Raw genomic sequence first — 23,229 nt, forward strand, 5'->3', positions numbered from 1 at the left:
TATTTTTCAATTACTTTTTAATAATCACGTTCTATTTTTAAATTTGTTACAAATATATATTTAAGAACGATAAAAAAAATAATATGCATATATTATTTAGTAATAATTAACTTAGTTAATTTATGATTTTTTGTTGCAAATCAGTGAGTATTCTTTTAAAAATGCCCTTATATGTTTATGTAGTCAATGTTTTATATATATGGCTATAAGTAAAGGGGTTTAAGGTTATCTATTATCCAAAAAATACTTGTAGAGAAATGTGAATTTTTTATGATTTTGCAGATGAATAAAAAAATACAGTTTATTATATATATTATAATATATAATGCTTTATATATAAATACAAAATTATATAGATAAATATTTTGAAAAATTTTATTATTGACGTTCGTTAATAAATTTGAGCTTTGAACCTATCATTTTGAAAGTTGTAGTAATAAAATGGATTAATTTGTAAACTTTTTAAAAAAAATTGTTTCACTTGTAAGGTTGAGTTATGATCAAGGATATTAGATAAAAATTAAATTAAGGTAGAAATCTGTACAAAATCCGTAATTTATCGTAATTTTGAAAATTATATGTTATATATTATATGAAATTTAGTGAGTTAGATTTAGACGAAGAGATCTTGCAAGGGCTGGATGCGATGAATTTTAAGGAAACAACTCCTATTCAGGAGCTAACTATTCCTATTATATTGGAAGGGAGGGATTTGATTGCATGTGCTCAGACGGGGACCGGTAAAACGGCAGCTTATATCTTGCCGTTGTTGAATTTGTTGCATAAGAATGCTGGAAAATGTGATAAAGTGCGTACAGTCATTATAGCTCCTACGAGAGAACTTGCCCAACAGATAGATATGCAATTTGAAGGATTTTCTTATTTTTTGCCTATATCTACAGTTGTTGTATATGGGGGAGGAGACGGTGCTTTATGGGAGCAGCAGAAACGGGGTATCCAAATGGGGGCTGATGTAGTTATTGCTACACCGGGTCGGTTGATATCCCACTTGATGCATAGTGATATCGATTTGTCGGGCGTAGAGCATTTTATTCTCGATGAAGCCGACCGTATGCTGGATATGGGGTTTTATGATGATATTATGCAGATAGGAAAGCAATTGCCGATGAGACGACAGACTATTCTGTTTTCGGCAACGATGCCTTCGAAAATACGTCAGCTTGCCAAAAATATTTTGCATAATCCGTCAGAGATAAATGTTGCTATATCTAAACCGAATGAGGCGATTCTACAATCGGTATATATTTGTTATGAAGCCCAAAAGATGCCTATTATAAAAGAATTGTTCAGTAAACCCATAGCCGGTAAAACTATTATATTTTCTTCTTCGAAGCAGAAGGTCAAAGACCTTGCATATACTCTAAAACGAATGAAATATTCTGTTGCTGCAATGCATTCAGATTTGGAACAGTTTCAGAGAGAGGAGGTAATGTTGGATTTTAAGAATGGGAAAATCGATATTCTTGTTGCAACTGATATTGTAGCTCGGGGAATAGATATTACGGATATTGTGTTGGTTATTAATTATGATGTACCGCACGACCCGGAAGATTATATTCATCGTATCGGGCGTACTGCTCGGGCCAATGCGGAGGGTGCTGCGATAACGCTTGTATCGGAAACCGAGCAAGGGCGATTTTACCGGATAGAAAGATTTTTGGAGAAGGATATTTACAAAATACCTCTTTCTCCAGAGATTGGTGAAGCCCCGGTGTACAATCCGCAATCATTTTCCGGGAAGAAACAGGGGCATAGAAGAAGAAAAAATAATGGAAAGCCAAAATCTGCGCTTAATCGCAATCGGGGTTCTAAGAAGAAAGAGAGTGGTAAAAGTGATGGGTAAATTTTGGGGCTTATTGACAAAAAAAATATTTGATTTATATAATAATGTAGTTTGATATAATGGGAAGGAGAATAAGATTTGTTATAGGTTTGTTATTTTTCGTAACAGCAGTTAGTGCGAAAATTCAATTGCCATCGGTGTTGGCTGACGGGATGGTGCTGCAACAGCAGACTAAAGTAAAATTGTGGGGAAAAGCGAGTTTTAATATCGGGATAAAAGTAAGAACTTCGTGGGATAGTAAAATGTATATGACAAAAAGCGGCAAAGATGGTAGTTGGGAGATACAAGTATCCACTCCTGTTGCAGGTGGCCCCTATGAGATTATGATAGATGATGGAGAATGTTTGGTCTTGAGAAATATTCTGATTGGAGAAGTTTGGCTATGTTCCGGACAGTCGAATATGGAAGTCCCTATGAGAGGTTTTCCGTACCAACCGGTTTTGAATTCGAATAAAATTATAGCGAAATCCAATCCGAGTATTCCCATAAGGATATATACATCGGATATGGATGAGAATGGAAATTGGACTTGGCAATATAGTAAGAAACCTCAAAATGACTGTATCGGTCGTTGGATGGACAATTCTTCTGAAAATGTTGCATATACAAGTGCAGTGGCCTATTTATATGCTTGTTATTTGCAGGAAGCTTTAAAAGTCCCAGTTGGGATTATTGTTTCTACATTAGGAGGAACTCAAATTGAAGCCTGGATGAGCAGAGAGGCATTAGCTGATTTCCCGGAGATAGGTCTTTCTCACTTGGATGATAAAGAAAAGATAGAGCGTCCGCATAATACTCCGTGTGTGTTGTATAATGCAAAGCTTGCTCCTTTGACAAATTTTACAATAAGAGGTTTTCTTTGGTATCAGGGAGAGAGTAATAGGGGAAATGTAGAAAAGTATGCCCGTTTATTTCCTGCTTTTGTGAAAGACTTGCGGGACAAATGGGGACTTGGGGCATTGCCTTTTTATTATGTCCAAATTGCTCCTTATAGATATGATAATGCAGATGATGTGCAAACAGCTCTTATGCGGGAGGTACAGCTGAAGAGTATGTTGAATATCCCTAATTCAGGTATGGTTACTACTATGGATGTCGGTGATATAGATTGTATACATCCGGCTAATAAAGAGGTTGTTGCCGAGCGATTGGCTTATTGGGCTTTGGCTAAGACTTATGGGAAAAAAGGTATTGTTTATTCGGCTCCGGTATATAAGTCGATGGAAATGAAGGACGGGAAGATTTATATAACTTTTGATGATTTAGGGTATGGAGGGCTGATACCTGTAAATACACCTCTAAAGAGTTTTGAAATTGCCGGTACAGATAAAGTCTTTCATCCGGCCAAAGCGGTATTTGATACAAGAACAAAAGCTATTATAGTATGGAGTGATGAAGTGGAAAAGCCGGTTGCGGCTCGTTATGCTTTTAAGAATTATGCAGAAGCATCTTTATTTAGTACATCAGGAATACCGGTCTCTTCATTTAGAACAGATAATTGGTAATATATATTTATTGGAGGGGAACAAATGGTCCTCTAAGATTGTTGTTTGTTAGAGTTTATTTGTTATTAATAACAAAAATAGAAATATTATGAATAAGAGGTTATCTGTATTTATGAACATTATGCTCTCGGAGTGTTGTTCTAATTTTGCCCGATTGTTTTTACGGGTATTTATAGGAGTTTTGATGCTGTCACATGGGATTGCAAAGATTGAGAATTTTGATTTGATGGTAGATACTTTTCCTGATCCTCTGGGGATGGGACGTGCAATATCTTTAACACTAATATTGTTGGCAGAGGTTGGTTGTTCGATTTTGCTTGTTGTGGGGTTGATGACACGATTGGCAGTTTTACCTTTAATTTTCGGGATGGTAATAGCTACATTTTTTACTTATCCGGTTATTACATTATCCAATATTGAATTGCCAATGCTGTATTTAGGAATTTATATTACCATTTTAATGTTGGGCCCCGGTAAATGTTCGATAGATTACCTGTTGAAAAGAGCATATAGTGTAAAGCTTATTGAAGAAGGGCAGGCAGCTAAAGCTTCCCGTGAAGTAAAAGAGGAAACAATAAGTGGGGCTGCTGAACCAGAGAATTAGGCATTTATTTATTGTCTGGCTCTTTTTCTGATAGGAAGTCTGGGAAAGAGCTTTCTAAAACGTATCAGATGAGAAGTAATATTGCCTCCGGCTATAATAAAAGTAACGGCCAAAATAATCATTACTATTCCGCAACTAAGTCTGGGAGTCAGTGATTCACCGAAAATGGTTACTCCAAAAAATACGGCAGTCAGAGGTTCCAGGGCCCCAAGAATGGCTGTAGGTGTAGAGCCTATATATTGGATAGCTTGTGTAGTACAGAGAAATGATATGGCTGTGGGAAATATTGCTAATGCAATCAGATTACCCCAGAGGTACCAAGTGTTGACAATGTGGAGGCTTTTTCCAAAATCTATACGTACCAGAAAAAGAGTTAGACCGAAAAGTAATATATAAAATGTCAGTTTAAGAGTAGCAACGTTTTTTAATGTTGACTGATTTACACTCACAATATAGATTGCATAGGAGAGTGCGGAAATAATAACCAGTGCTATCCCTGTCAGGCTAAGGGTTGTACCGTCACCGCCTTTGTAAAGCAATCCGATTCCGGCTAATGCGAGTAAAATGCATAGGATAGTTTGCATAGTCAATTTTTCTTTAAAGACGAAAGACATAATCAGGGCTACCAGAATTGGGTAGATGAATAATAGTGTTGATGCAATGCCGGCTTCCATGTAGTTATAGCTTTGGAAGAGGGTAAGGGATGAAAGTGCCACTAATAATCCCATGATAATCAATGGTAAAATTTCTTTCTTTTGAAGTTTAAAATTTCTTCCTCGGACTTTGATCATAATGCCTAATACAGGAATTGCAAATAAGTATCTAAAGAAAAGGACAGAATCGGGATTCATCCCCGCTTTATATAAAGGTAAAGCGAATAATGGATTCATTCCATAAGTGGCGGCAGCAAGAGCTCCTAATGTGTACCCTTTAACTTTTACATTCATAATGGTGGTAAATGACAGCAAATGTTACGATAAATAAAGGGAGTATTGTCTGAAAGAGCAACCTCCCCTTATATAGTAGTTTTAATGTTTTTTATAAATAATGGCTCCTGTATCGATGGGGTGTTTTAGTGACCTGATTATTAGGTATATACCGAATATAACAAATGGAATACTTAATAACTGTCCCATGTTCAGAATCATATTTTCTTCAAATTCTTCTTGATTATTTTTTAGGAATTCAATACAGAACCGAGAGAAGAATACTCCGACAAGAAATACTCCGAAAATGAGCCCTTGACGTTGTCCGGCATTTTTTTTCCAATACATGTACATCAATAACAAAAAGATGATGAAGTAACATAATGCTTCGTAGATTTGTGTCGGATGGGATGGAGCAGAGAATATGGGCTCCATTCCTTGACGCCAAGCCGTAATGTTTTCTATGAATCGAAATCCCCAAGGGAGATGGGTCGGATGTCCGTATATTTCATGATTCATTAAGTTCCCCATGCGTATAAGTGCACCAACTAAAGCTGTGGGTATAACCAATCGGTCAAAGGCCCAAAGAGGATTTTTATGTGTTACTTTTTTGGAATATATAAGTATGGCGATGATGATTCCTATTGCTCCTCCGTGACTGGCGAGACCTCCTTCCCAAATTTTTAATATTTCGATAGGATGTTGAGAATAGTAATCCCATCCGTAAAACAAGCAATGCCCTAATCGTGCGCCTATTACTGTCGCGATAATGGTATAGATAAATATTTTGTCTACCCACCCTTCCGGGGCTTTATCATGCTTGAAAATTTTATCTTCAATCTGGTATCCGATTAAAAAACCTATTGCAAAAAATAATCCGTACCAGCGGATTTCCCGTGAAAAAATGGAAAAAATTGCCGGATCTGCCGTCCAGGTAATGAAATCTAACATAAGCTTACTTTTATAATAAATAAAAAAGCTGTCCCATATTGAATATTAGGACAACTTCACAAAGGTATAAAAATATTTTAAAGACTGTTCGTCGGTATTGTTTACTTTTATACAAGGTGTTTAATTAATGATTCTTTATTGCCGTATAGCATATCGATAACCGGTATTTCGATCATTGTATAACATCCTGGCTTTTGTAACATGGATGCACGAGCTACGGCAACCAATACTTGTCCGGTAAGGGCAGGATTGTTTATTTTCATATTGAATTCGAACAGTTGATTCTGCGTTTTTCCAGAGACACCTTTTCTGGTCATGTGTACTCCATGTCCCATATCTAATAAATCATCAACATTTTCTACCTGCATTACGTGGGTTTCATCATTTACGAAATAAGGATCGTTTTTGATATTTTTTGCAACGTCTTCAAATTTGTACCCGTCTTTCAGTTCAATGTATACCATGCGACGGTGTATGCCAGTACCCAAAGGAATTGTCATTGAAAGTGCTGCTTTTACTCCATCGACGGCTTTTACGGCAACTGTGTGTCCCATGCTCATACCCGGTCCGAAATTGGTATAGGTTATGCCTTTAGGGGCACAAGCCTGCATGAGGGCGCGAACAATAGAATCGCTACCGGGATCCCATCCGGCTGCCGTGATAGAAACGGCATTATGTTGTTTAGCCACAGTATCGAGATGGCATTTCAATTCCCATATTTGTGTATGTATGTCAAAACTGTCTACTGTATTGATTCCTAAAGCCAAGGCTTTTTCTGCAAAAGCTTCTACCTTCCGAGTGGGAGTACATAAAATGGCTACGTTTACTTGTTGGAGTGACGCAATATCTTCAGTTACAGGATATTCTTTTAGTTCAGCTGGAATGTTTGAGGCATCACGACGTACGATACCGGCTATTTCGAAATCGGGGGCAGCTTGGAGGGCTTCCAACACATATTTACCAATATTGCCATATCCAACTATGGCTGCTCTAATTTTTTTCATTTTGCTTATATTTTTATCGTTTACTTTTGTTTTTGTCTGTAAAGATGTTGCAAATGTAGAAAAAATATCGGGAAAATAGTTGTTCTGATATCTTTAAAAATATTATAAAAATGCATTGGATATTAAGAGACAATTGTCTAAATTTTCCAATAAGGGAATATTATCTGGACATTTTTGTGTTTTCTTTCGGTTGTTTTTTCTCGTCTTTATTCGTCAGATACCCGTTATCATTCTCATGAAATTTAGAAAAACTCCCACAAAAGAAATTCTTAAAACCGACTTGTGCAAAATTTAAGTTGATTATAGAAGTGTGCTGTTTTTGGGGAACTAATTGATATATTATTTACGGCTAAAATGATATATGAAAAGTTTATGCGATGATAGTTTTTGCAGGATAAATACTCTTTTTTGTACTTTTGCAGTATGAAATCGTTTGGGGACACAGATTATATATATTCTTTGATAGCAGAAGGAGAGCACCAGCAACAGGATTTTAAATTTGAAATCTCGGATGCACGAAAAATCGCTAAAACTTTTTCTGCTTTTGCCAATACCGATGGGGGAAAATTGTTGGTAGGCGTAAAGGATAATGGCCGTATTGCGGGAGTTCGTTCGGAGGAAGAGATGTATATGATAGAAACTGCTGCACAGCTTTATTGTATACCGGAAATAAAGTATACTATGCAGGTACATTATATTGAAAAACGTACAGTGCTTGAGGTTGATGTAAAAGAGAATGTGGTAAAACCTGTGTATGCAAAAGATGAATACGGCAAGTCGTGGGCGTACATTCGTATTGCCGATGAAAATATTTTGGCGACTCCAGTACATATTCGGGTATGGAAACAGGCAGATAGTCCTTTGGGTGAGTTGGTCGAGTACACAGAAAGAGAGCAGTTTCTCTTGAGCTATCTGAATGATAACGAATATATCTCTTTTAACCAGTATTGCCGTAAAGGACATGTCTCTCGGCATGAAGCTGAAATATTATTATCCAAGTTTATGCGGTTTGGTATTGTAGAACCTTATTTTGTAAAACATAAGTTTTACTTTCGTTTGTGCAATAAATTTCCAAAAGATATTGGTTAATTTGATATATATGTCAATAATTGTATTTTCGGGATTTTATCTTTTTCTACTATGAAAAAGATAAAATCCCGAAAACTTTGGAGTTTGATTAAATTTGCTGATAGAAATAATTCAGACAGGTTATTTTTGCGTTTTCTGTCGGTCTGTTTTCTTGTTTTCATACGTCAAAATGGTTTGGTCATTCTTATAACAATCAAAAAAGAAATTCCTCAAAATTGACTTGAGTAAATTTAAACAGACTCTTAATGAATTTTTTAGAATGAATTTAATACTTTACGCGCTTCATTGACCATTTGAGTTACATCTTTCCGGGTAAGACCTTCTGGGGTGAATTGTGAAACGATTTTATTAAGTTTTTCGAGCTGTTTTTTATTGGTTATTTTTTTCTGTAATATCCATATTTTCTCACAATCCTGTATTCCTTCAATAAGCCGTTCCATACGGATACTACTACGAAATCCAGGATATATCAGGAAACAATCTCCTGCAGCCCATGTACGAAATCGGGAATCTCTCAGGGGATCTTCGGGCCAACTGTTATAGGCCCATCGTAGGTATCCATCATAATTTCCGGCAGCAACATGCCATCCGAGCCACGTTGCTTCTGCAGGAGGGGAGAAAGTAAAGACATTGGGTATGGCTTCGGTGCAACATGTGTATACAGTACTTTTTTTATTTTTTTGTGAACGGGAATTTTTAGTGTCTTTTGGGAAATTATGGCCGAAGGCAAGGCAATAATCATATAGATCAGATTCTATTTCATTGTGATAGTTTCCGGCCAATGAAACTTTAAATTCAGGGTCGGCTTTTTTTATTATTTTTAATGCTTCTTGCATAGCATTTAATTCTCGTTCATCCATAGCAATAGTTGTTTTTTCGAACCAGCCTTTTTTGCGTAGGTGGCGTGAAAAATCGGTGAGGAAACTACCCCAATAGTCGCTATAACTTTTATCTCCCGGTTTAGTGTTTATATATTTTATCGTATTTGTTGCCTGGTCATAATAATCGAATTGGAGAGCCCAAGGAATCAGCGTATAACAGTTGATTTGCTGATTTATACCTATTTCATTCATCATAAAATCGACCCATTTGTCAAAGACCGTATAATCATAGCTCCAAGTACCATCGATCTTTTTTATTTTGGTGACCATACTATTGAAAAGGTCTAAAGTTTGGCCGTTCCAAGGTTTGTGCATAATGGTTGCCGTGATGACTTTTTGCCCGGTATCTGCGAGTTTTTTCATAATCGGGCGCATAGCTTCGAAATGCTTCTTGCTCCATAATGGCACTTGATAGTATCGAGCTACGGCATAAGGGTTTTGCCATAAATCAAGATGGAATTTCCAGTCTTCGGGAGACGGTAAAGTATGGTTTAAGACCTCCACTTCAATTTTGAGTTTCATCGGAGAAAAGTTGGTCCCTGAAATAGTTAAAGTTCCTTTATATTTCCCTGTTCTTGTGTTTTTGGGAACCCATATATTTACCCATATCGGTTGAGTGGAACGGGCTTGTACATCTCTTATTTTGATGATATCCAACGGATCAGCAACAAGGGACGAATCCCATTCCGCTTTGTTGGGGCGATGGCTACATCCGCCTCTTTTATCCTTGTTCAATTCATCAGTCATGACATATCTGACGAAATTTGTCGTAATAGAGCTTATTGGTATTATGTCAGAACCGTTTGTCAATTCCGATACGGATATTTGTACATTTTTTAATTCTTTGGCACTCCATAGGACAGCTTGAGCGTTGACTCTTTCTCCTTTCCATGCCTTGGCTTTCCATAATGAACCTTTGGTTTCGACAGGAATATTTAGTTTGGAATATCGTATATCGGTAGAGCCCCATCTTAATTGTGGCAGTGTTCCTTGTTTATCCCAGAAGGTATTACTGTCATGAGGCTTGGTATCGGTCAATTCTGTATAGTCTCCCAACGGATATTTTTCTTTGTTTTGGGCAATAATGTTATTTGTTAAAGATAAAATAAAGAAACAGATAATCGAGAGTGTTTTCATGTAAGAGATATTTTTGTGTTTGAATGGGTACAAAAATAAATATTCTTTTAGGATAAAAAAAATGTATCAGCTTTTGTGGATTTGAAGCTCAGAAAATGAGAGTTGGTTGGAAATGTAAAATAGGCATATGAATTTATAGGGCGCAGAATAAAAGGCGATAAAATAAAAATGGACAATCTTCGCAACATATTTGCGATGATGTCCAGCATTATAGGATAAAATAATTTTTTATTAGCAGGCTGCCTGCTTTGTCATAAGTTTTTGGAGTTCAGCGTTTAAACGTTGACACATAAATCCATTACCTACTGATTTGTATCGCTCAATCTGATATCTCAGAGATGCGATTAAGTTTTTTTCTTTTTCCATCATTTTCATCATTTTTTGTTTACCGCCATTCGGCAAACGATTATTACTTCTTTCTATTATTAACACTGCAAAGATACAAAATGTTTTTGAAAAATATGTTTTATAACATGTAAAATTGGATGACAATAGGATTATATATGGGAAAAGTGAGTTTAGTAACTATAAAATAAAATAATTGTTAATTTGTTATGTGATTGATTATTATGTATCTATCGGGTATTTAGAGATATGTATATAAGTGTAATATGTACACTATTATTTTATGTTAAATACTATTTTTTATATATTGTAATTCTTTTATCGTATAGACAGATAAAAATAAAGACTTTAGGGCACATGGTATTATTCTTGCTGAAATAACCTTAATTGTATGAAATATTTTGGATATGTTTTGTTATTGAGTATAGAACTTGTATTGATTTTTTGATAAGGCTATAGTAGCTCTTGGCCAGATTTTTTTGAGTGTTTCCTTATGATGGATTCGAGAAATTTAAACCGGTTTATGATTTTAATAATAGAATTATGAAAACAAACATTATTTACAGTCGAATATCAGTATTGATGATGATTATTTGGGGGGTAGTTTCTTGCGGTGATGATGACCAAAAAATTTCATATAGCAAGTTACCGGAACTATCACAACAATTTATTGAAACTTATTTTGAAGGGGTGATTATAACTAAAGTGGAGAAGAAGTCGGGAGAACCTCATTATAAAGTGGATTTGGCCAACGGTTTTGAAGTTCGTTTTTTTGAGTCGGGAGAATGGCAGGCAGTGGACGGGAATGGTACATCTATACCTTATAAGATGCAAATCGAACTTTTACCCATCAAAATAGTAAATTATGTAAGTGAGAATTTTCCGGTAGCTGAAATGGTGGAAATGAGCCGGCATAATTATGGATTTGAAATAGAGCTGAATACCAATCCAGAAACAGAAATACATTTTGATAAAGACGGCAATATGATTGTCAATGCTGTCGAGTAGTCTTTTAGTAGTCATTTATCGAAAGAGGTGCCTTAAAAATAGTTGAATTCTAATTTTTAGACACCTCTTTTTATTTTTATTTTATGCGCTCATAGACCACAAAGGAATAAGCATATGGGTGCTGTTTATCGGCCGGATGATCCTCTCGACTTGTTTCTTTCCATATGGACGGATTGATAGCAGGGAAAAAGCTGTCTGCATTTTCAAATGTATGGTGGATTTCTGTAATATAAAGTTTATTGGCCATGTCTATGGTCTGTTTGTACACCATAGCCCCTCCGATTACGAATACTTCATCTTGTGTTTCACAAAGTTGTAAAGCATCTTCTATAGAATAACAAGCGAAAGCATCGGTATAAACCGACTCAGGGACAGTTGTCAAGATCAGATTTTTCCGATTTTTCAATGCTCCATTGGGAAGAGATTCGAAGGTTCGACGCCCCATGATAACAGCATGGTTTAGTGTTCGTTCTTTAAAGTGCTTCATATCGTTGGGAAGATCACATAGAAGCTCTTTATTTTTGCCGATAGCCATATCTTCGGCTACGGCAGCGATCAAAGAAATTGTTGGCATAGGTCTTTTGTTTTTGGTTAATAATATAAAATATGAAGAAAAGGTTATACGGCCACTTCTCCTTTTATGTGCGGGTGTGGATCGTATCCTATAATTTCAAAATCTTCATATTTGAAATTAAATATATCTTTTACTTCAGGATTTATTTTTATTTGAGGTAATGAACGCGGTATACGGCTTAATTGTAATTTTACCTGTTCAAGATGGTTTTTGTAGATGTGGGCATCTCCAAGAGTATGGACAAAATCTCCAGCTTTAAGTCCTGTGACTTGTGCCATCATATGTAATAAAAGGGCATAAGATGCAATATTAAAGGGAACTCCCAGAAAAATGTCAGCGCTGCGTTGATAAAGTTGGAGGCTGAGACGTTTGTTGGCTACATAAAATTGAAAGAAAGCATGGCAGGGAGGCAATTTCATATTTGGAAGGTCGGCAACATTCCATGCACTGACAATAATACGTCTCGAGTCGGGGTTGTGTTTTATGGTTTCTACAGCTTCTTTTATCTGGTCGATATATCCACCGTTATAATCGGGCCATGAGCGCCATTGGTAACCGTATATATGGCCTAAGTCTCCATTGTTGTCGGCCCATTCATTCCAAATTCTTACACCGTGTTCTTGTAAATACTTTATATTGGTGTCACCGTTAAGGAACCAAAGTAATTCGTATATGATAGATTTTAAATGTAACTTTTTGGTCGTAAGCATCGGAAAACCGTCGTCCATATTGAACCGCATTTGATGTCCGAATATACTTATTGTACCGGTACCTGTCCGGTCTTCTTTAGGGGTACCTTCAGTTAATACGCGCTGTAATAGGTCTAAATATTGTTTCATTTTTCATTGCATGAGCTTACAAAAATAATAATAATGTATGAATAAAATCATACACTATAAATTTTTTTGTCCAGTTCTTTTTTATAGCTTAAATTGAAATGATAAGTTTATAAACTGGTTTAGAAGCCGGTCTAACATTTCCAATAAAGAAATATTATCGGACCTTTTTTGCGTTTTCTTCCGGACAGTTTTTCTGTTTTCACTTTCAGGTAACCTGCTATTCCCCTTTTAAAAACAAAAAAATGCCCTCGCTTGCCCCGAGAAATAAATTTTAAAATGTATTGCTATGATAAATTTAAACAAGCTATATGAGCTCTAGTATTTTCTTCTTTCAATGAAAGAAAGTCCTCAACGTTAAACTATGTTAGAATATTTAATTTTTATACTACTATGTAATGCAAAGTAGTATATAATTCTTAGATTTGTGGCGAAGAAATATAAAAAAGATAAATATAAAATTTTTTCACAGCTTTTTTATATGAAAATCACCTGTTAATTATAATATAGAATAGTTTGCTATTTATGATACGATTAGAAGGTATAAATAAGACTTATTACAATGGTTCTCCGCTACATGTGCTAAAGGGAATTAATCTTCAGGTAGAGAGAGGCGAGTTGGTTTCTATCATGGGAGCATCCGGTTCGGGAAAATCTACTTTATTGAATATTTTGGGTATACTTGATGATTATGATTCAGGAGATTATTATTTGAATAATGTATTGATAAAAGATTTATCAGAAAATAAAGCTGCGGAATATCGGAATCGAATGATAGGTTTTATCTTTCAGTCGTTTAACCTCATTTCATTTAAAAATGCAATGGAAAATGTAGCTCTTCCATTGTATTATCAGAATATATCCCGAAAGAAAAGGAATATATTGGCCCTTGAATATCTTGACCGAATGGGTCTGAAAGAGCATGCCTACCACCTTCCTTCAGAAATGTCCGGAGGACAAAAGCAACGGGTAGCTATTGCTCGGGCTTTGATTTCGAAACCTCAAATAATTTTGGCAGATGAGCCTACAGGGGCATTAGACAGTGAAACGACTCAGGAAGTAATGGATTTATTGAAAGAGGTAAATCGAGAGGGTATGACTTTGGTAGTGGTGACACATGAGCGTGACATAGCTATGCAAACCCATAAGATAGTCCATATAAAGGATGGGATAATCGGAGAAATAGAAATGATGAAATAAGGGTGATATGTGGGATATATGGCAGGAAATATGGGGGACAATACGAAAAAATAAGCTAAGAACATTCTTGACGGGTTTTTCTGTTGCATGGGGAATATTTATGTTGATTATATTACTAGCTGCAGGTAATGGATTGAAGAATGGTGTTAAGAGCCAGTTTTCTTGGAGGGCAAAAAATTCTCTTATGATGTGGCCTGGCCGAACATCGATACCGTATAACGGGTTGCCAAAAAATCGTTCGATTAAGTTCAGACCGGGAGATCCGGAATATTTGAAAGGTCAACATGAGCAAATCAAATATATATTGCCGGTGATAGAGCATAGAGGAGATACTTTGTCAGTAGGGAAAGAATATACTTATAGTTCGATGGTGGGAGTCACTCCGGATTTTCCAAAATCGAGAAATGTGGAGGTTAAGTCCGGAAACGGACGTTTTATCAATGAGGCTGATATATTGCAAGCAAGGAAGGTTGTTGTAATACATGACCGTACGGCAGAGGTTTTGTTTCGTCATGTGTCTCCCTTAGGTAAATATGTAAAAGTGAATAATATTTTGTTTCAGGTAGTGGGCATATATAGTGATGACAATATGAATCAGTCTCCTTATACATATGCGCCTTTATCTACTATTCAAATTATTTACCACCCTGAATGGTCGTATGATAGTTTTGATATGCTGATTGATGGGGTTAATTCAGTGAAAGATAATGAAATTCTCGAACGAAAAATCCGGGAGAGTCTGGGAAGAATTAAAGATTTTTCTCCAGATGATAATAATGCTGTATATATATGGAATATTTTGACCAACTATTTACAAACCCAAGGTATTTTTAACGGTATAAGTTTGTTTATATGGATTATAGGAATCGGAACCCTTATTGCCGGAGTGGTAGGAGTAAGTAATATTATGCTTATAACTGTGAAAGAGCGGACTCATGAACTTGGTATCCGGAAAGCTTTAGGAGCACGCCCATCTTCTATTCTGAAATTAGTGGTTACCGAGTCAATCGTAATAACTTTGTTTTTTGGATATATAGGTATGATTGCAGGTATAGGTATTACCGAATTGGCAGCTTCATACTTATCGATAAGTGGGGGACATATGGGACGTTCCATATTTATGAATCCGACGGTTGAGTTACCGATTGCAGTTTCTGCTACAGCTGTATTGATCGTTGCCGGAGTACTTGCCGGTTATTTTCCGGCCCGTAAAGCGGTAAAAATAAAACCTATCGAGGCATTACGGAATGAATGATTTAATAATGGGAGGACGGCAAGAATGTTTGATATAGATAAGTGGCAGGAAATATGGATTACGATAACCCGGAACAAGATGCGAAGCATGTTGACAGCATTTGGTGTGTTTTGGGGAATATTTATGTTGGTCATTATGTCGGGTGCCGGATGGGGACTTGAGAATGGGATTATGTCCGGAGTAAAAGATTTTGCACACAATTCTTGTTATTTTTTTACGAACCGCACTACGGTGGCATATGACGGTTTTCGTAAGGGGCGTTGGTGGTCGTTACATTCTTCCGATATGGAAGTGTTGAAACAGAGTTTTCCTGAAATAAGGCTGATTTCTCCTATTCTTTTTGGAACTTGGAGCGAAAAAAATACCATGCGGGGTGATAAATATGGGACTTACTCTATCAAGGGTTTATCACCCGATTATCAATATATTGAACCTCAAACAATGTTGTATGGTCGCTATATCAATAATGTAGATATATTGAATACACGTAAAGTGTGTGTAATTGGAAAACGAGTATATGAAGAGATGTTCCAGCCGGGGGAAAATCCTCTGGGACAGTTATTACAGATAAATGGTATCGCTTATAGCGTGGTAGGGGTAAATATACCAGTTACACAAATACAAATTGGAGGTAGGTCAGAGGAGTCGATAATACTTCCGTTCAGTACTATGCAACAGAGTTATCGTAGAGGAGACAATATCGATTGTATTGCTTTAGCTGCTTATGATAGTACTCCTGTTTCAGAGATAGAAGATGTGATTAAGAATGTATTGAAAAAACAAAATCATATTTCTCCGGATGATTTGCAGGCTGTAATGAGTATGAATGTAGAAAAAGAATTTACAATGTTTAATAATCTGTTTTCGGGTATTTCGTGGTTAATTTGGATTGTAGGTACAGGGACACTATTAGCTGGAATTGTGGGTGTAAGTAACATTATGCTTGTAACGGTAAAGGAGCGTACGAAGGAGATAGGAATACGACGGGCACTGGGCGCACGTCCGAGGACGATTATTATACAGATTATGGGCGAGAGTCTGTTACTTACCTCTGTTGCGGGATTTGCTGGACTCGCTGCAGGTGTAGGTTTGTTACAATTAGTGGATATGATGTTACAAAGTGTTCCCAGCGAGACGATGTTTTTCCGCTCGCCACAAATTTCGTTTGGGACGGCAATGGCTGCTACGGCAGTTTTGTTGATTGCAGGAATGTTGGCGGGAATGCTGCCTGCCTGGCGGGCATTGCAGATAAAAGCGATAGATGCTATCCGTGAAGAATAAAAAAATATATATACGAATAAAATTGGACAAATGAAGAAGTATGTAAAGATTTTCTTATTGGTGCTCTTTATAGGGTTATTGATAGGTACGTTTGTATTTTTGTGGAAAAAGTCTCGTCCAGAGGAGATTGTTTATGAAATTATAAAGCCCCGGATAGAAACTATTGAAAAGAAAACGGTGGCTACAGGTAATGTGGAGCCTCGTGATGAAGTATTGATTAAACCTCAAATTTCGGGTATTGTATCAGAAGTATATAAGGAAGCAGGAGAACGAGTTAGAGCCGGAGATGTCATCGCTCTTGTGAAGGTGATACCTGAGATGGGTACATTGAATTCTGCCGAATCTCGTGTAAATGTAGCTCGTATCAGCCAGGAGCAGACACAGAGGGATTATAATAGAGCCAAGCAACTTTTTGATTCGGGGGTTATATCGAAGGAAGAATATGAAAAAGCATTGGTAGAAAATCGAAAAGCCAAAGAAGAGTTACAAAATGCTCAGGATAATTTGGAAATTGTTCGTGACGGCATAGCTAAGCGCTCGGCTCAGTATAGTAATACGCAAATACGTTCGACTATTGATGGTATGATATTAGATGTGCCGGTAAAGGTGGGTAATTCGGTAATACAGTCGAATAATTTTAATGATGGTACTACAATTGCTACAGTAGCTGATATGAATGATATGATATTTAAAGGCAAGATAGATGAGACCGAGGTAGGAATGTTGAGAGAGGGCATGCCTATTACACTTACCATAGGTGCATTGAAGGAGGCTCGATTTGATGCACGTCTTGAATATATATCTCCGAAGGGTACAGAGGAGAACGGAGCCGTGCTTTTTGAAATAAAGGCTGCAGCTGCTATACCCGATACAATTTTTGTACGTGCCGGTTATAGTGCAAATGCGGAGATTATATTAGAACGCAAAGAAAAAGTTTTGTCTATCCCGGAAAGTACAGTCGAATTTAGTGGAGATTCGACATTCGTACAAATACTTCAGGACTCTCTTAGTCGTCCTCAAAAATTTAAACGGTCACCGGTGACGTTGGGATTATCCGATGGTATTAAGATTGAAGTAAAATCTGGGTTGAAGTCTGGTGAAAATATTCGAGGTAATAAAATAATAGAGAGATAGGGATATGGAGAAATTTCTTAACAAGATGGTGTTCGGTGTTGTTTTGATAAGTTCTGTTTGCTCTCTATGCGCCCAAGAGACAAAATGGTCTTTAGAAAATTGCATTCATTATGCAATGGAAAATAATATACAGATAAGACAGAAACAGCTGGAAAAGGAAAATAATGAAATAAAGTTGAATACGGCACGGATGAGTCGTCTACCGGATTTGAATGCTGGAGCGGGGCAGGACTTTTATTTTGGACGCAGTTTGAATCGGAATAATGTATATGAAGATCAATCAAGTGCATCTACATCTTTTCGTCTGTCTACGTCGGTTCCTGTATTTTCTGGATTCCGGATTAATAATCAGGTAAAAGGGGCACGATTGGATTTAAAAGCTTCGATTGAAGATTTGAATAAAGCACGGGAGGATGTCGCTCTGAATGTGACATCTTATTATTTGCAAGTGTTGTTTAAGAAAGAAATATTGGATGTTGCTCAGAATCAATTGGCACTAAGTAAGTCTCAGTTGGAAAAAACGGAAAAGTTGGTGGAGGGAGGAAAGAATCCTGAATCAGCTTTGTATGAAAGCCGGGCGTTAGTTGCTACCGATGAATTGAGCGTAACACAGGCCGAAAATGAATGGTCATTGGCTTTGGTAGATTTGGCTCAGTTGCTGAATCTGGAGACTGTTGAGGGTTTTGATATTCAAGTTCCAGATATACAGTCTATTATGATAGATCAGACTGCATCGTTAGTATTGCCGAAAGATGCCTTTAGATATTCTGTCGAAAATCGTCCGGGGATAAAAGCTGCCATGCATGCTTTGGAGAGTAGCCGTTATGGATTGAAGCAGGCGAAGGCTGGATATTATCCGTCGATATCTTTTGGAGCTTCGTATGGGACCAGCTACTATCATGCTTATCAGAATAGTGAGGGGAACATTCCTTTTTCTGAACAGATGAAAAATAATGGAAGCGAAACTGTCGGTTTATCTTTATCTGTACCTTTGTTTAATCGTTTTAGTACTCGTAATCAGGTTAAGCAGGCACGAGTACAAATTGCAATGCAACAATTGGCATTGGAAAATGCAAAGTCAGATTTATACAAAGAGATAGAACAAGCTTATTATACAGCGATTGCTGCTCATAAGAAGTTTACGTCATCACAGAAGTCGGTCGATGCGGCACGTATTGCTTTTGAATATGAACAGAAAAAATATGATGCCGGAAAATCTACTATTTTTGAGTATACCGATGCTAAAACTCGTTATGAAAAAAGTCTTTCAGAACAAGTTCAAGCTCGATACGAATTTTTGTTTCGTTCGAAAGTTTTAGACTTTTATAATGGCAAACCTCTGGAATTTTGAAAAAGGGTAATATCTGGATTTTTAATATCCGGTGCGATATTTTCCATCGGTATTGTCATCTATGATACTGAGGTAACTATTGTATCGGGATTCGCTTATGAGATGTTCTTCTAACGCGGCAAGTACAGCACAACCCGGTTCGTGCCGATGGGTGCAGTTATTGAAACGGCAATTGTGCGATATTTGGAATATTTCCGGGAAGAAGTGTGCCACTTCTTCGGGTAAGAAGTCAATGGTGCCAAAACCTTTTATCCCCGGAGTATCGATGATATATCCCCCATCAGGAAGAGAAAACATTTCGGAAAAGGTGGTAGTGTGCATTCCTTTATGATAAGATGCTGAAATGGAACCGGTTTTTAGATTCAGTTCAGGAAGAATGGTATTGATTAAAGTTGATTTCCCTACACCGGAGTTTCCTGAAAAAAGCGTAATTTTCCCTTTTAGCAGTTCTTTTATTTGTTCCAGACCTTCTCCTGTTTTGGTAGATACTAGATAGCAATTATACCCGATAGTAGTATATAGGTAACGGATACCTTCGGTCAACTCCCAGTCATCTTTATCATATAGGTCGGTCTTATTTATTATAAGCTGTACAGGAATACGATAAGCTTCTGCTGTTGCCAGGAAGCGGTCGATAAATGTAGTATGTGTCTTCGGATAATTGGCTGTAATGACCAGAAATGCCTGGTCGATATTGGCAGCTATAATATGAGACTCTTTTGATAGATTGGAAGAACGGCGAATAATGTAGTTTTTACGTTCTTCTATTTCATAGATAAAGGCCGATCCTTCTTTATTCGTTTCTATTTTGACTCGGTCACCTACGGCAACCGGATTAGTACTGCGAATACCTTTCAGACGAAAATTTCCTTTTATTTTACATTCTATAGATTTTCCTTCCTCTGTTTTTACCAGATACCAGCTTCCCGTATTTTTTATGACAAGACCATTCATTTATTGGATGTATTATTTGATTACAAATATACATTATTTATTTGTCTTCAAGTTTTATATATAACAAAAATAAGGGTTTTAAGATTAGAAGATGAATATTGTGTATCTTTGTAAAGAAGTATAAAATTATTGTTTATCTGATTTATGAGGACACAAAGGATGAAGAAATTTTTTATTTTCGGAGTCAGTTTATTGCTGATTCATGCCGGCATTCAAGCTCAATCGGGGCGGCCTCCTATGATGGGATGGAGTAGTTGGAATACGTTTAGAGTAAATATAAGTGAAGACATTATAAAAGGGAGTGCCGATGCCCTGATAGAAAAGGGGTTAGATAAAGTAGGTTACCGATATATAAATATAGATGATGGATTTTTTGGAGGTCGGGATGAAAATGGCCATTTATTGGCTCATCCGGAAAGGTTTCCTAATGGAATGAAAGTTGTATCTGATTATATTCATTCTAAGGGTTTGAAAGCTGGGATTTATAGTGATGCCGGGTCAAATACTTGCGGGTCTATATGGGATAATGATGAGTTCGGTATCGGTGTCGGACTTTGGGGACACCAGCAACAAGATATAAATACATTCTTCAAAGAGTGGGGATTTGATTTTATTAAAGTTGATTTTTGCGGGGGAGATAAGCTCGACCAAGATCCAAAAGAGAGATATACTTCTATATATGAGAGTATACAAGCTACGGGTCGTACAGATATCAGATACAATATATGCCGATGGGCTTTTCCCGGAACATGGGCTATAAAAATGGCTGATTCATGGAGAATACTTGCAGATATTACAAATAACTTTTATTCGGTAAAAAGTATCATAAATAAGAATCTCTATCTCGGTCAATATGCATCTTCAGGACATTATAACGATATGGATATGCTGGAAATAGACAGGGGAATGTCTTTGGAGGAAGAACGTACTCATTTTGGAATATGGTGTATAATGAGTTCACCTTTGATGATCGGTTGCAATATGCGTACTATTCGGGACGAATCGTTAGAGATTATAAAAAATGAAGAAATTATAGCACTCAATCAAGATCCATTAGGAATGCAGGCAAAAGTGGTTGCATATAGCGGGGCAGGGATTGTTCTTGCTAAGCCATTACAAGAAAAGTGGGGTACGATACGAGCAATCGCGATGTATAATCCTTCGGATAGTGAAACTACAATGAAAGTTGCTTTTAAAGATTTGTGTTTAGAAGGGGAGGTTGCTATTCGGGATTTATGGAAACATAAAGACTTAGGGATTTTTAAAAATGAGTATGAGACTAAAGTTCCGGCCCATGGAGTTGTGATGTTGAAAGCAGAAGGACAGAAATGGTTTGCACCAATTGTTTATGAGGGAGAATATGCTTTTATGAATATGTTTTTTGAAGATGGTTATTATCCGGAAAAAAATACAAGATTTGTAATTGAGCATCAAGGTGCTTCGGGGAAACATGTTGTGACAGGAATTGGAGGGGCTCAGGACAATTGGGCAGAGTTTCGTGATGTATATAGTCCAGAAAAGCAAGATGCGGTATTGCGCATATTTTATTGTTCGAAAGAAAAGCGATTTTTGGATCTTTCGTTAAATAGCAAATTTTTGAAAACGGTTGATTTTAAGCCGTCGGGTGGTAATGATGTTTTTACTTATGTAGACATACCCATCTGTCTGAATAAAGGAGGGAATTGTATTCGTTTTAGTAATTCAAAAGAGATAGGCCCAGATATTGATAAGATTGAGTTGATTATGAAGAAAAGATAGAAATGATTATTTGAGAACTTATTATAAAGTAAAATAAATAAATCCCCTATTTATTTCTCAGTTGTAAAAGGTTACTTTACAGAAATATAAATAGGGGATTTGATATGTAACAAACTACTGTTTTTTATACTGTAAGTATTTCTTTTTCTTTAGCTGCAAACATATCATCTACTTTCTTGACAAATTTGTCATGGAGTTTCTGAACGTTGGCCTCACCGTCTTTTTCTACGTCTTCGGGTAGTCCCTCTTTAATTGCTTTTTTAAGGCTTTCTATTGCGTNATTTTCGGCTTCTTGTTTTGCTTGTTTTACAAGAGCTTTACGGCGCTCTTCGGTCAAAGGAGGCATCCCTAAACGGATAATTTCGCCGTTATTCTCCGGCATGATTCCTACTTCGGAGTTTATAATGGCCTTTTCTATTTCTTTGAACATGGATTTTTCCCAAGGGAGAATTGTTATAGTACGAGCGTCGGGAGTAGTAATAGTTGCCACATTGCTAATGGGCACAATACTACCGTAATATTCTACACGTACAGCATCGAGAATTCGCGGATTGGCTTTACCAGCTCGTATATGAGCCAATGCATCGTCCAGAAATTCAACAGCCATTTGCATTTTTTCTTCGGCTGCATCTAAATATACTTTTACCTCTGCCATAATTTTGTCTGTTTCTGATGATTTTTAATTCTAAAAACAAATATACTATAGATTTGTTAAAACACCAAATATGTTAATGAAGTTGTTTAGCCTTTTTTGTGTGGGTAGAACAGCAAAACATAAAGATTTCCATTCCTATGTCTTGCTGTTTCATTTTATATCGAAAAAAGCGGATTAATATACTAAAGTTCCGATATTTTCACCGGACATTACTTTTTTGAGATTACCTGGAGTATCCATATCAAAAACAATAATAGGAAGGTGGTTTTCCTTACACATAGTTGTCGCAGTAAGGTCCATAACCTTTAATCCTCGATTGTAAATTTCGTCATAACTTATTTTATCGAATTTTACAGCCGATTTATCCTTTTCTGGATCGGCCGTATATATGCCGTCGACTCGGGTACCTTTCAACATAACCTCTGCTTCTATCTCTATTCCACGTAATGCAGAGCCGGTATCAGTAGTAAAGAATGGATTGCCTGTACCTCCTGAAATAATGGCAATTTCTCCCTGTTGCATAGCTTCTATGGCTTTCCATTTACTATAATATTCACCGATGGGATACATGTTGATAGCTGTAAATACCCGTGCTTTTTGACCGGCAGAATTGAGGGCGGAGCTTAGAGCCAGGCTGTTTATTACGGTTGCCAGCATTCCCATTTGGTCTCCTTTTACACGGTCAAAACCTTGGGTGGTGCCGCTGAGTCCTCGAAATATATTACCGCCACCGATGACGATTCCTATTTCTATACCCATATCAGCTATTTCTTTTATCTGCCCGGCATATTCTGCCAGTTTTTTTTCATCAATACCATATTGCTTTTCTCCCATGAGTGATTCTCCACTCAGTTTTAATAAAATGCGTTTGTATTTTGTATTCATATCCCAATTTTATGGTTTATAATTTATGTCTC

Annotated in this window: 20 protein-coding genes; 11 read left to right on the forward strand and 9 right to left on the reverse strand. The window is 36.8% G+C overall.

The window, feature by feature from the left end:
- Nucleotides 1-592 precede the first annotated feature (592 nt).
- The 3 genes from BN2628_RS14715 to BN2628_RS14725 all read left to right on the forward strand — a co-directional run bounded on the left by BN2628_RS14715 (nucleotide 593) and on the right by BN2628_RS14725 (nucleotide 3,973).
- On the forward strand, nucleotides 593-1,864 hold the full coding sequence (locus BN2628_RS14715) for a DEAD/DEAH box helicase (protein WP_044227527.1): 1,272 nt from the start codon (nucleotides 593-595) through the stop codon (nucleotides 1,862-1,864).
- A gap of 59 nt (nucleotides 1,865-1,923) precedes the next feature.
- Nucleotides 1,924-3,369 (forward strand): sialate O-acetylesterase, encoded by a 1,446-nt coding sequence (locus tag BN2628_RS14720; RefSeq protein WP_044227524.1) that lies wholly within the window; start codon nucleotides 1,924-1,926, stop codon nucleotides 3,367-3,369.
- An 88-nt stretch (nucleotides 3,370-3,457) separates the two neighbouring features.
- Nucleotides 3,458-3,973, forward strand: a complete 516-nt coding sequence (locus tag BN2628_RS14725; RefSeq protein WP_044227520.1) for a DoxX family protein — start codon at nucleotides 3,458-3,460, stop codon at nucleotides 3,971-3,973.
- Nucleotides 3,974-3,981: 8 nt separating this feature from the next.
- On the opposite strand, the gene BN2628_RS14730 is transcribed toward BN2628_RS14725, so the two are convergent.
- The 3 genes from BN2628_RS14730 to BN2628_RS14740 form a co-directional block, all read right to left on the reverse strand.
- On the reverse strand, nucleotides 3,982-4,920 hold the full coding sequence (locus BN2628_RS14730; RefSeq protein ID WP_044227517.1) for a DMT family transporter: 939 nt from the start codon (nucleotides 4,918-4,920) through the stop codon (nucleotides 3,982-3,984).
- Nucleotides 4,921-5,001: 81 nt separating this feature from the next.
- Nucleotides 5,002-5,850: a prolipoprotein diacylglyceryl transferase gene (lgt, locus tag BN2628_RS14735; RefSeq protein WP_044227514.1), complete on the reverse strand. Its 849-nt coding sequence runs from the start codon at nucleotides 5,848-5,850 to the stop codon at nucleotides 5,002-5,004.
- A 107-nt stretch (nucleotides 5,851-5,957) separates the two neighbouring features.
- Nucleotides 5,958-6,854, reverse strand: a complete 897-nt coding sequence (locus BN2628_RS14740; protein WP_044227512.1) for a diaminopimelate dehydrogenase — start codon at nucleotides 6,852-6,854, stop codon at nucleotides 5,958-5,960.
- Between the two features lie 423 nt (nucleotides 6,855-7,277).
- Between BN2628_RS14740 and BN2628_RS14745 the strand changes: the two genes are divergently transcribed.
- Entirely contained in the window at nucleotides 7,278-7,943 is a 666-nt protein-coding gene (locus tag BN2628_RS14745; protein WP_044227509.1) for an AlbA family DNA-binding domain-containing protein, read from the forward strand.
- Nucleotides 7,944-8,197: 254 nt separating this feature from the next.
- Here the strand turns inward: BN2628_RS14745 and BN2628_RS14750 are convergent, their stop codons facing one another.
- Nucleotides 8,198-9,961 carry a DUF4091 domain-containing protein gene (locus BN2628_RS14750; RefSeq protein ID WP_055098645.1) on the reverse strand — a complete coding sequence of 588 codons (1,764 nt, stop codon included), beginning with the start codon at nucleotides 9,959-9,961 and terminating at the stop codon, nucleotides 8,198-8,200.
- A gap of 888 nt (nucleotides 9,962-10,849) precedes the next feature.
- On the opposite strand from BN2628_RS14750, the gene BN2628_RS14755 reads away from it, so the two are divergent.
- On the forward strand, nucleotides 10,850-11,314 hold the full coding sequence (locus BN2628_RS14755) for a PepSY-like domain-containing protein (protein WP_044227681.1): 465 nt from the start codon (nucleotides 10,850-10,852) through the stop codon (nucleotides 11,312-11,314).
- Nucleotides 11,315-11,390: 76 nt separating this feature from the next.
- On the opposite strand, the gene BN2628_RS14760 is transcribed toward BN2628_RS14755, so the two are convergent.
- Together BN2628_RS14760 and BN2628_RS14765 are read right to left on the reverse strand one after the other, a co-directional pair.
- Entirely contained in the window at nucleotides 11,391-11,888 is a 498-nt protein-coding gene (locus BN2628_RS14760) for a dihydrofolate reductase (protein ID WP_044227498.1), read from the reverse strand.
- 44 nt (nucleotides 11,889-11,932) lie between these two features.
- A complete protein-coding gene (locus BN2628_RS14765) occupies nucleotides 11,933-12,727 on the reverse strand; it encodes a thymidylate synthase (protein ID WP_044227495.1) in 795 nt (264 codons plus the stop codon).
- 522 nt (nucleotides 12,728-13,249) lie between these two features.
- Between BN2628_RS14765 and BN2628_RS14770 the strand changes: the two genes are divergently transcribed.
- From BN2628_RS14770 to BN2628_RS14790, 5 genes are read left to right on the forward strand one after another with little or no spacing between them, the layout of a single operon-like run.
- On the forward strand, nucleotides 13,250-13,924 hold the full coding sequence (locus BN2628_RS14770; protein ID WP_044227492.1) for an ABC transporter ATP-binding protein: 675 nt from the start codon (nucleotides 13,250-13,252) through the stop codon (nucleotides 13,922-13,924).
- A gap of 7 nt (nucleotides 13,925-13,931) precedes the next feature.
- The gene (locus BN2628_RS14775; RefSeq protein WP_044227490.1) at nucleotides 13,932-15,179 is read left to right on the forward strand and encodes an ABC transporter permease; all 1,248 of its coding nucleotides are present in this window, start codon (nucleotides 13,932-13,934) and stop codon (nucleotides 15,177-15,179) included.
- Nucleotides 15,180-15,203: 24 nt separating this feature from the next.
- Nucleotides 15,204-16,460 carry an ABC transporter permease gene (locus tag BN2628_RS14780; protein ID WP_044227486.1) on the forward strand — a complete coding sequence of 419 codons (1,257 nt, stop codon included), beginning with the start codon at nucleotides 15,204-15,206 and terminating at the stop codon, nucleotides 16,458-16,460.
- Between the two features lie 30 nt (nucleotides 16,461-16,490).
- Nucleotides 16,491-17,594, forward strand: coding sequence for an efflux RND transporter periplasmic adaptor subunit (locus BN2628_RS14785; RefSeq protein WP_044227483.1), 1,104 nt, complete (start codon nucleotides 16,491-16,493; stop codon nucleotides 17,592-17,594).
- A gap of 4 nt (nucleotides 17,595-17,598) precedes the next feature.
- Nucleotides 17,599-18,945 carry a TolC family protein gene (locus tag BN2628_RS14790; protein ID WP_257606505.1) on the forward strand — a complete coding sequence of 449 codons (1,347 nt, stop codon included), beginning with the start codon at nucleotides 17,599-17,601 and terminating at the stop codon, nucleotides 18,943-18,945.
- Nucleotides 18,946-18,966: 21 nt separating this feature from the next.
- On the opposite strand, the gene rsgA is transcribed toward BN2628_RS14790, so the two are convergent.
- Entirely contained in the window at nucleotides 18,967-19,899 is a 933-nt protein-coding gene (gene rsgA / locus BN2628_RS14795) for a ribosome small subunit-dependent GTPase A (protein WP_044227479.1), read from the reverse strand.
- A 159-nt stretch (nucleotides 19,900-20,058) separates the two neighbouring features.
- Between rsgA and BN2628_RS14800 the strand changes: the two genes are divergently transcribed.
- Complete coding sequence (locus BN2628_RS14800) at nucleotides 20,059-21,657, forward strand: alpha-galactosidase D (RefSeq protein WP_044227476.1); 1,599 nt, start codon at nucleotides 20,059-20,061, stop codon at nucleotides 21,655-21,657.
- Between the two features lie 124 nt (nucleotides 21,658-21,781).
- On the opposite strand, the gene frr is transcribed toward BN2628_RS14800, so the two are convergent.
- Together frr and pyrH are read right to left on the reverse strand one after the other, a co-directional pair.
- Nucleotides 21,782-22,312, reverse strand: a complete 531-nt coding sequence (gene frr / locus BN2628_RS14805) for a ribosome recycling factor (RefSeq protein ID WP_055098646.1) — start codon at nucleotides 22,310-22,312, stop codon at nucleotides 21,782-21,784.
- Between the two features lie 174 nt (nucleotides 22,313-22,486).
- Nucleotides 22,487-23,197 carry a UMP kinase gene (pyrH, locus tag BN2628_RS14810; protein ID WP_021930965.1) on the reverse strand — a complete coding sequence of 237 codons (711 nt, stop codon included), beginning with the start codon at nucleotides 23,195-23,197 and terminating at the stop codon, nucleotides 22,487-22,489.
- Nucleotides 23,198-23,229: the final 32 nt, after the last annotated feature.

This window comes from Gabonia massiliensis, assembly GCF_001403595.1.
In the GTDB taxonomy this organism is placed as follows: domain Bacteria; phylum Bacteroidota; class Bacteroidia; order Bacteroidales; family Coprobacteraceae; genus Coprobacter; species Coprobacter secundus.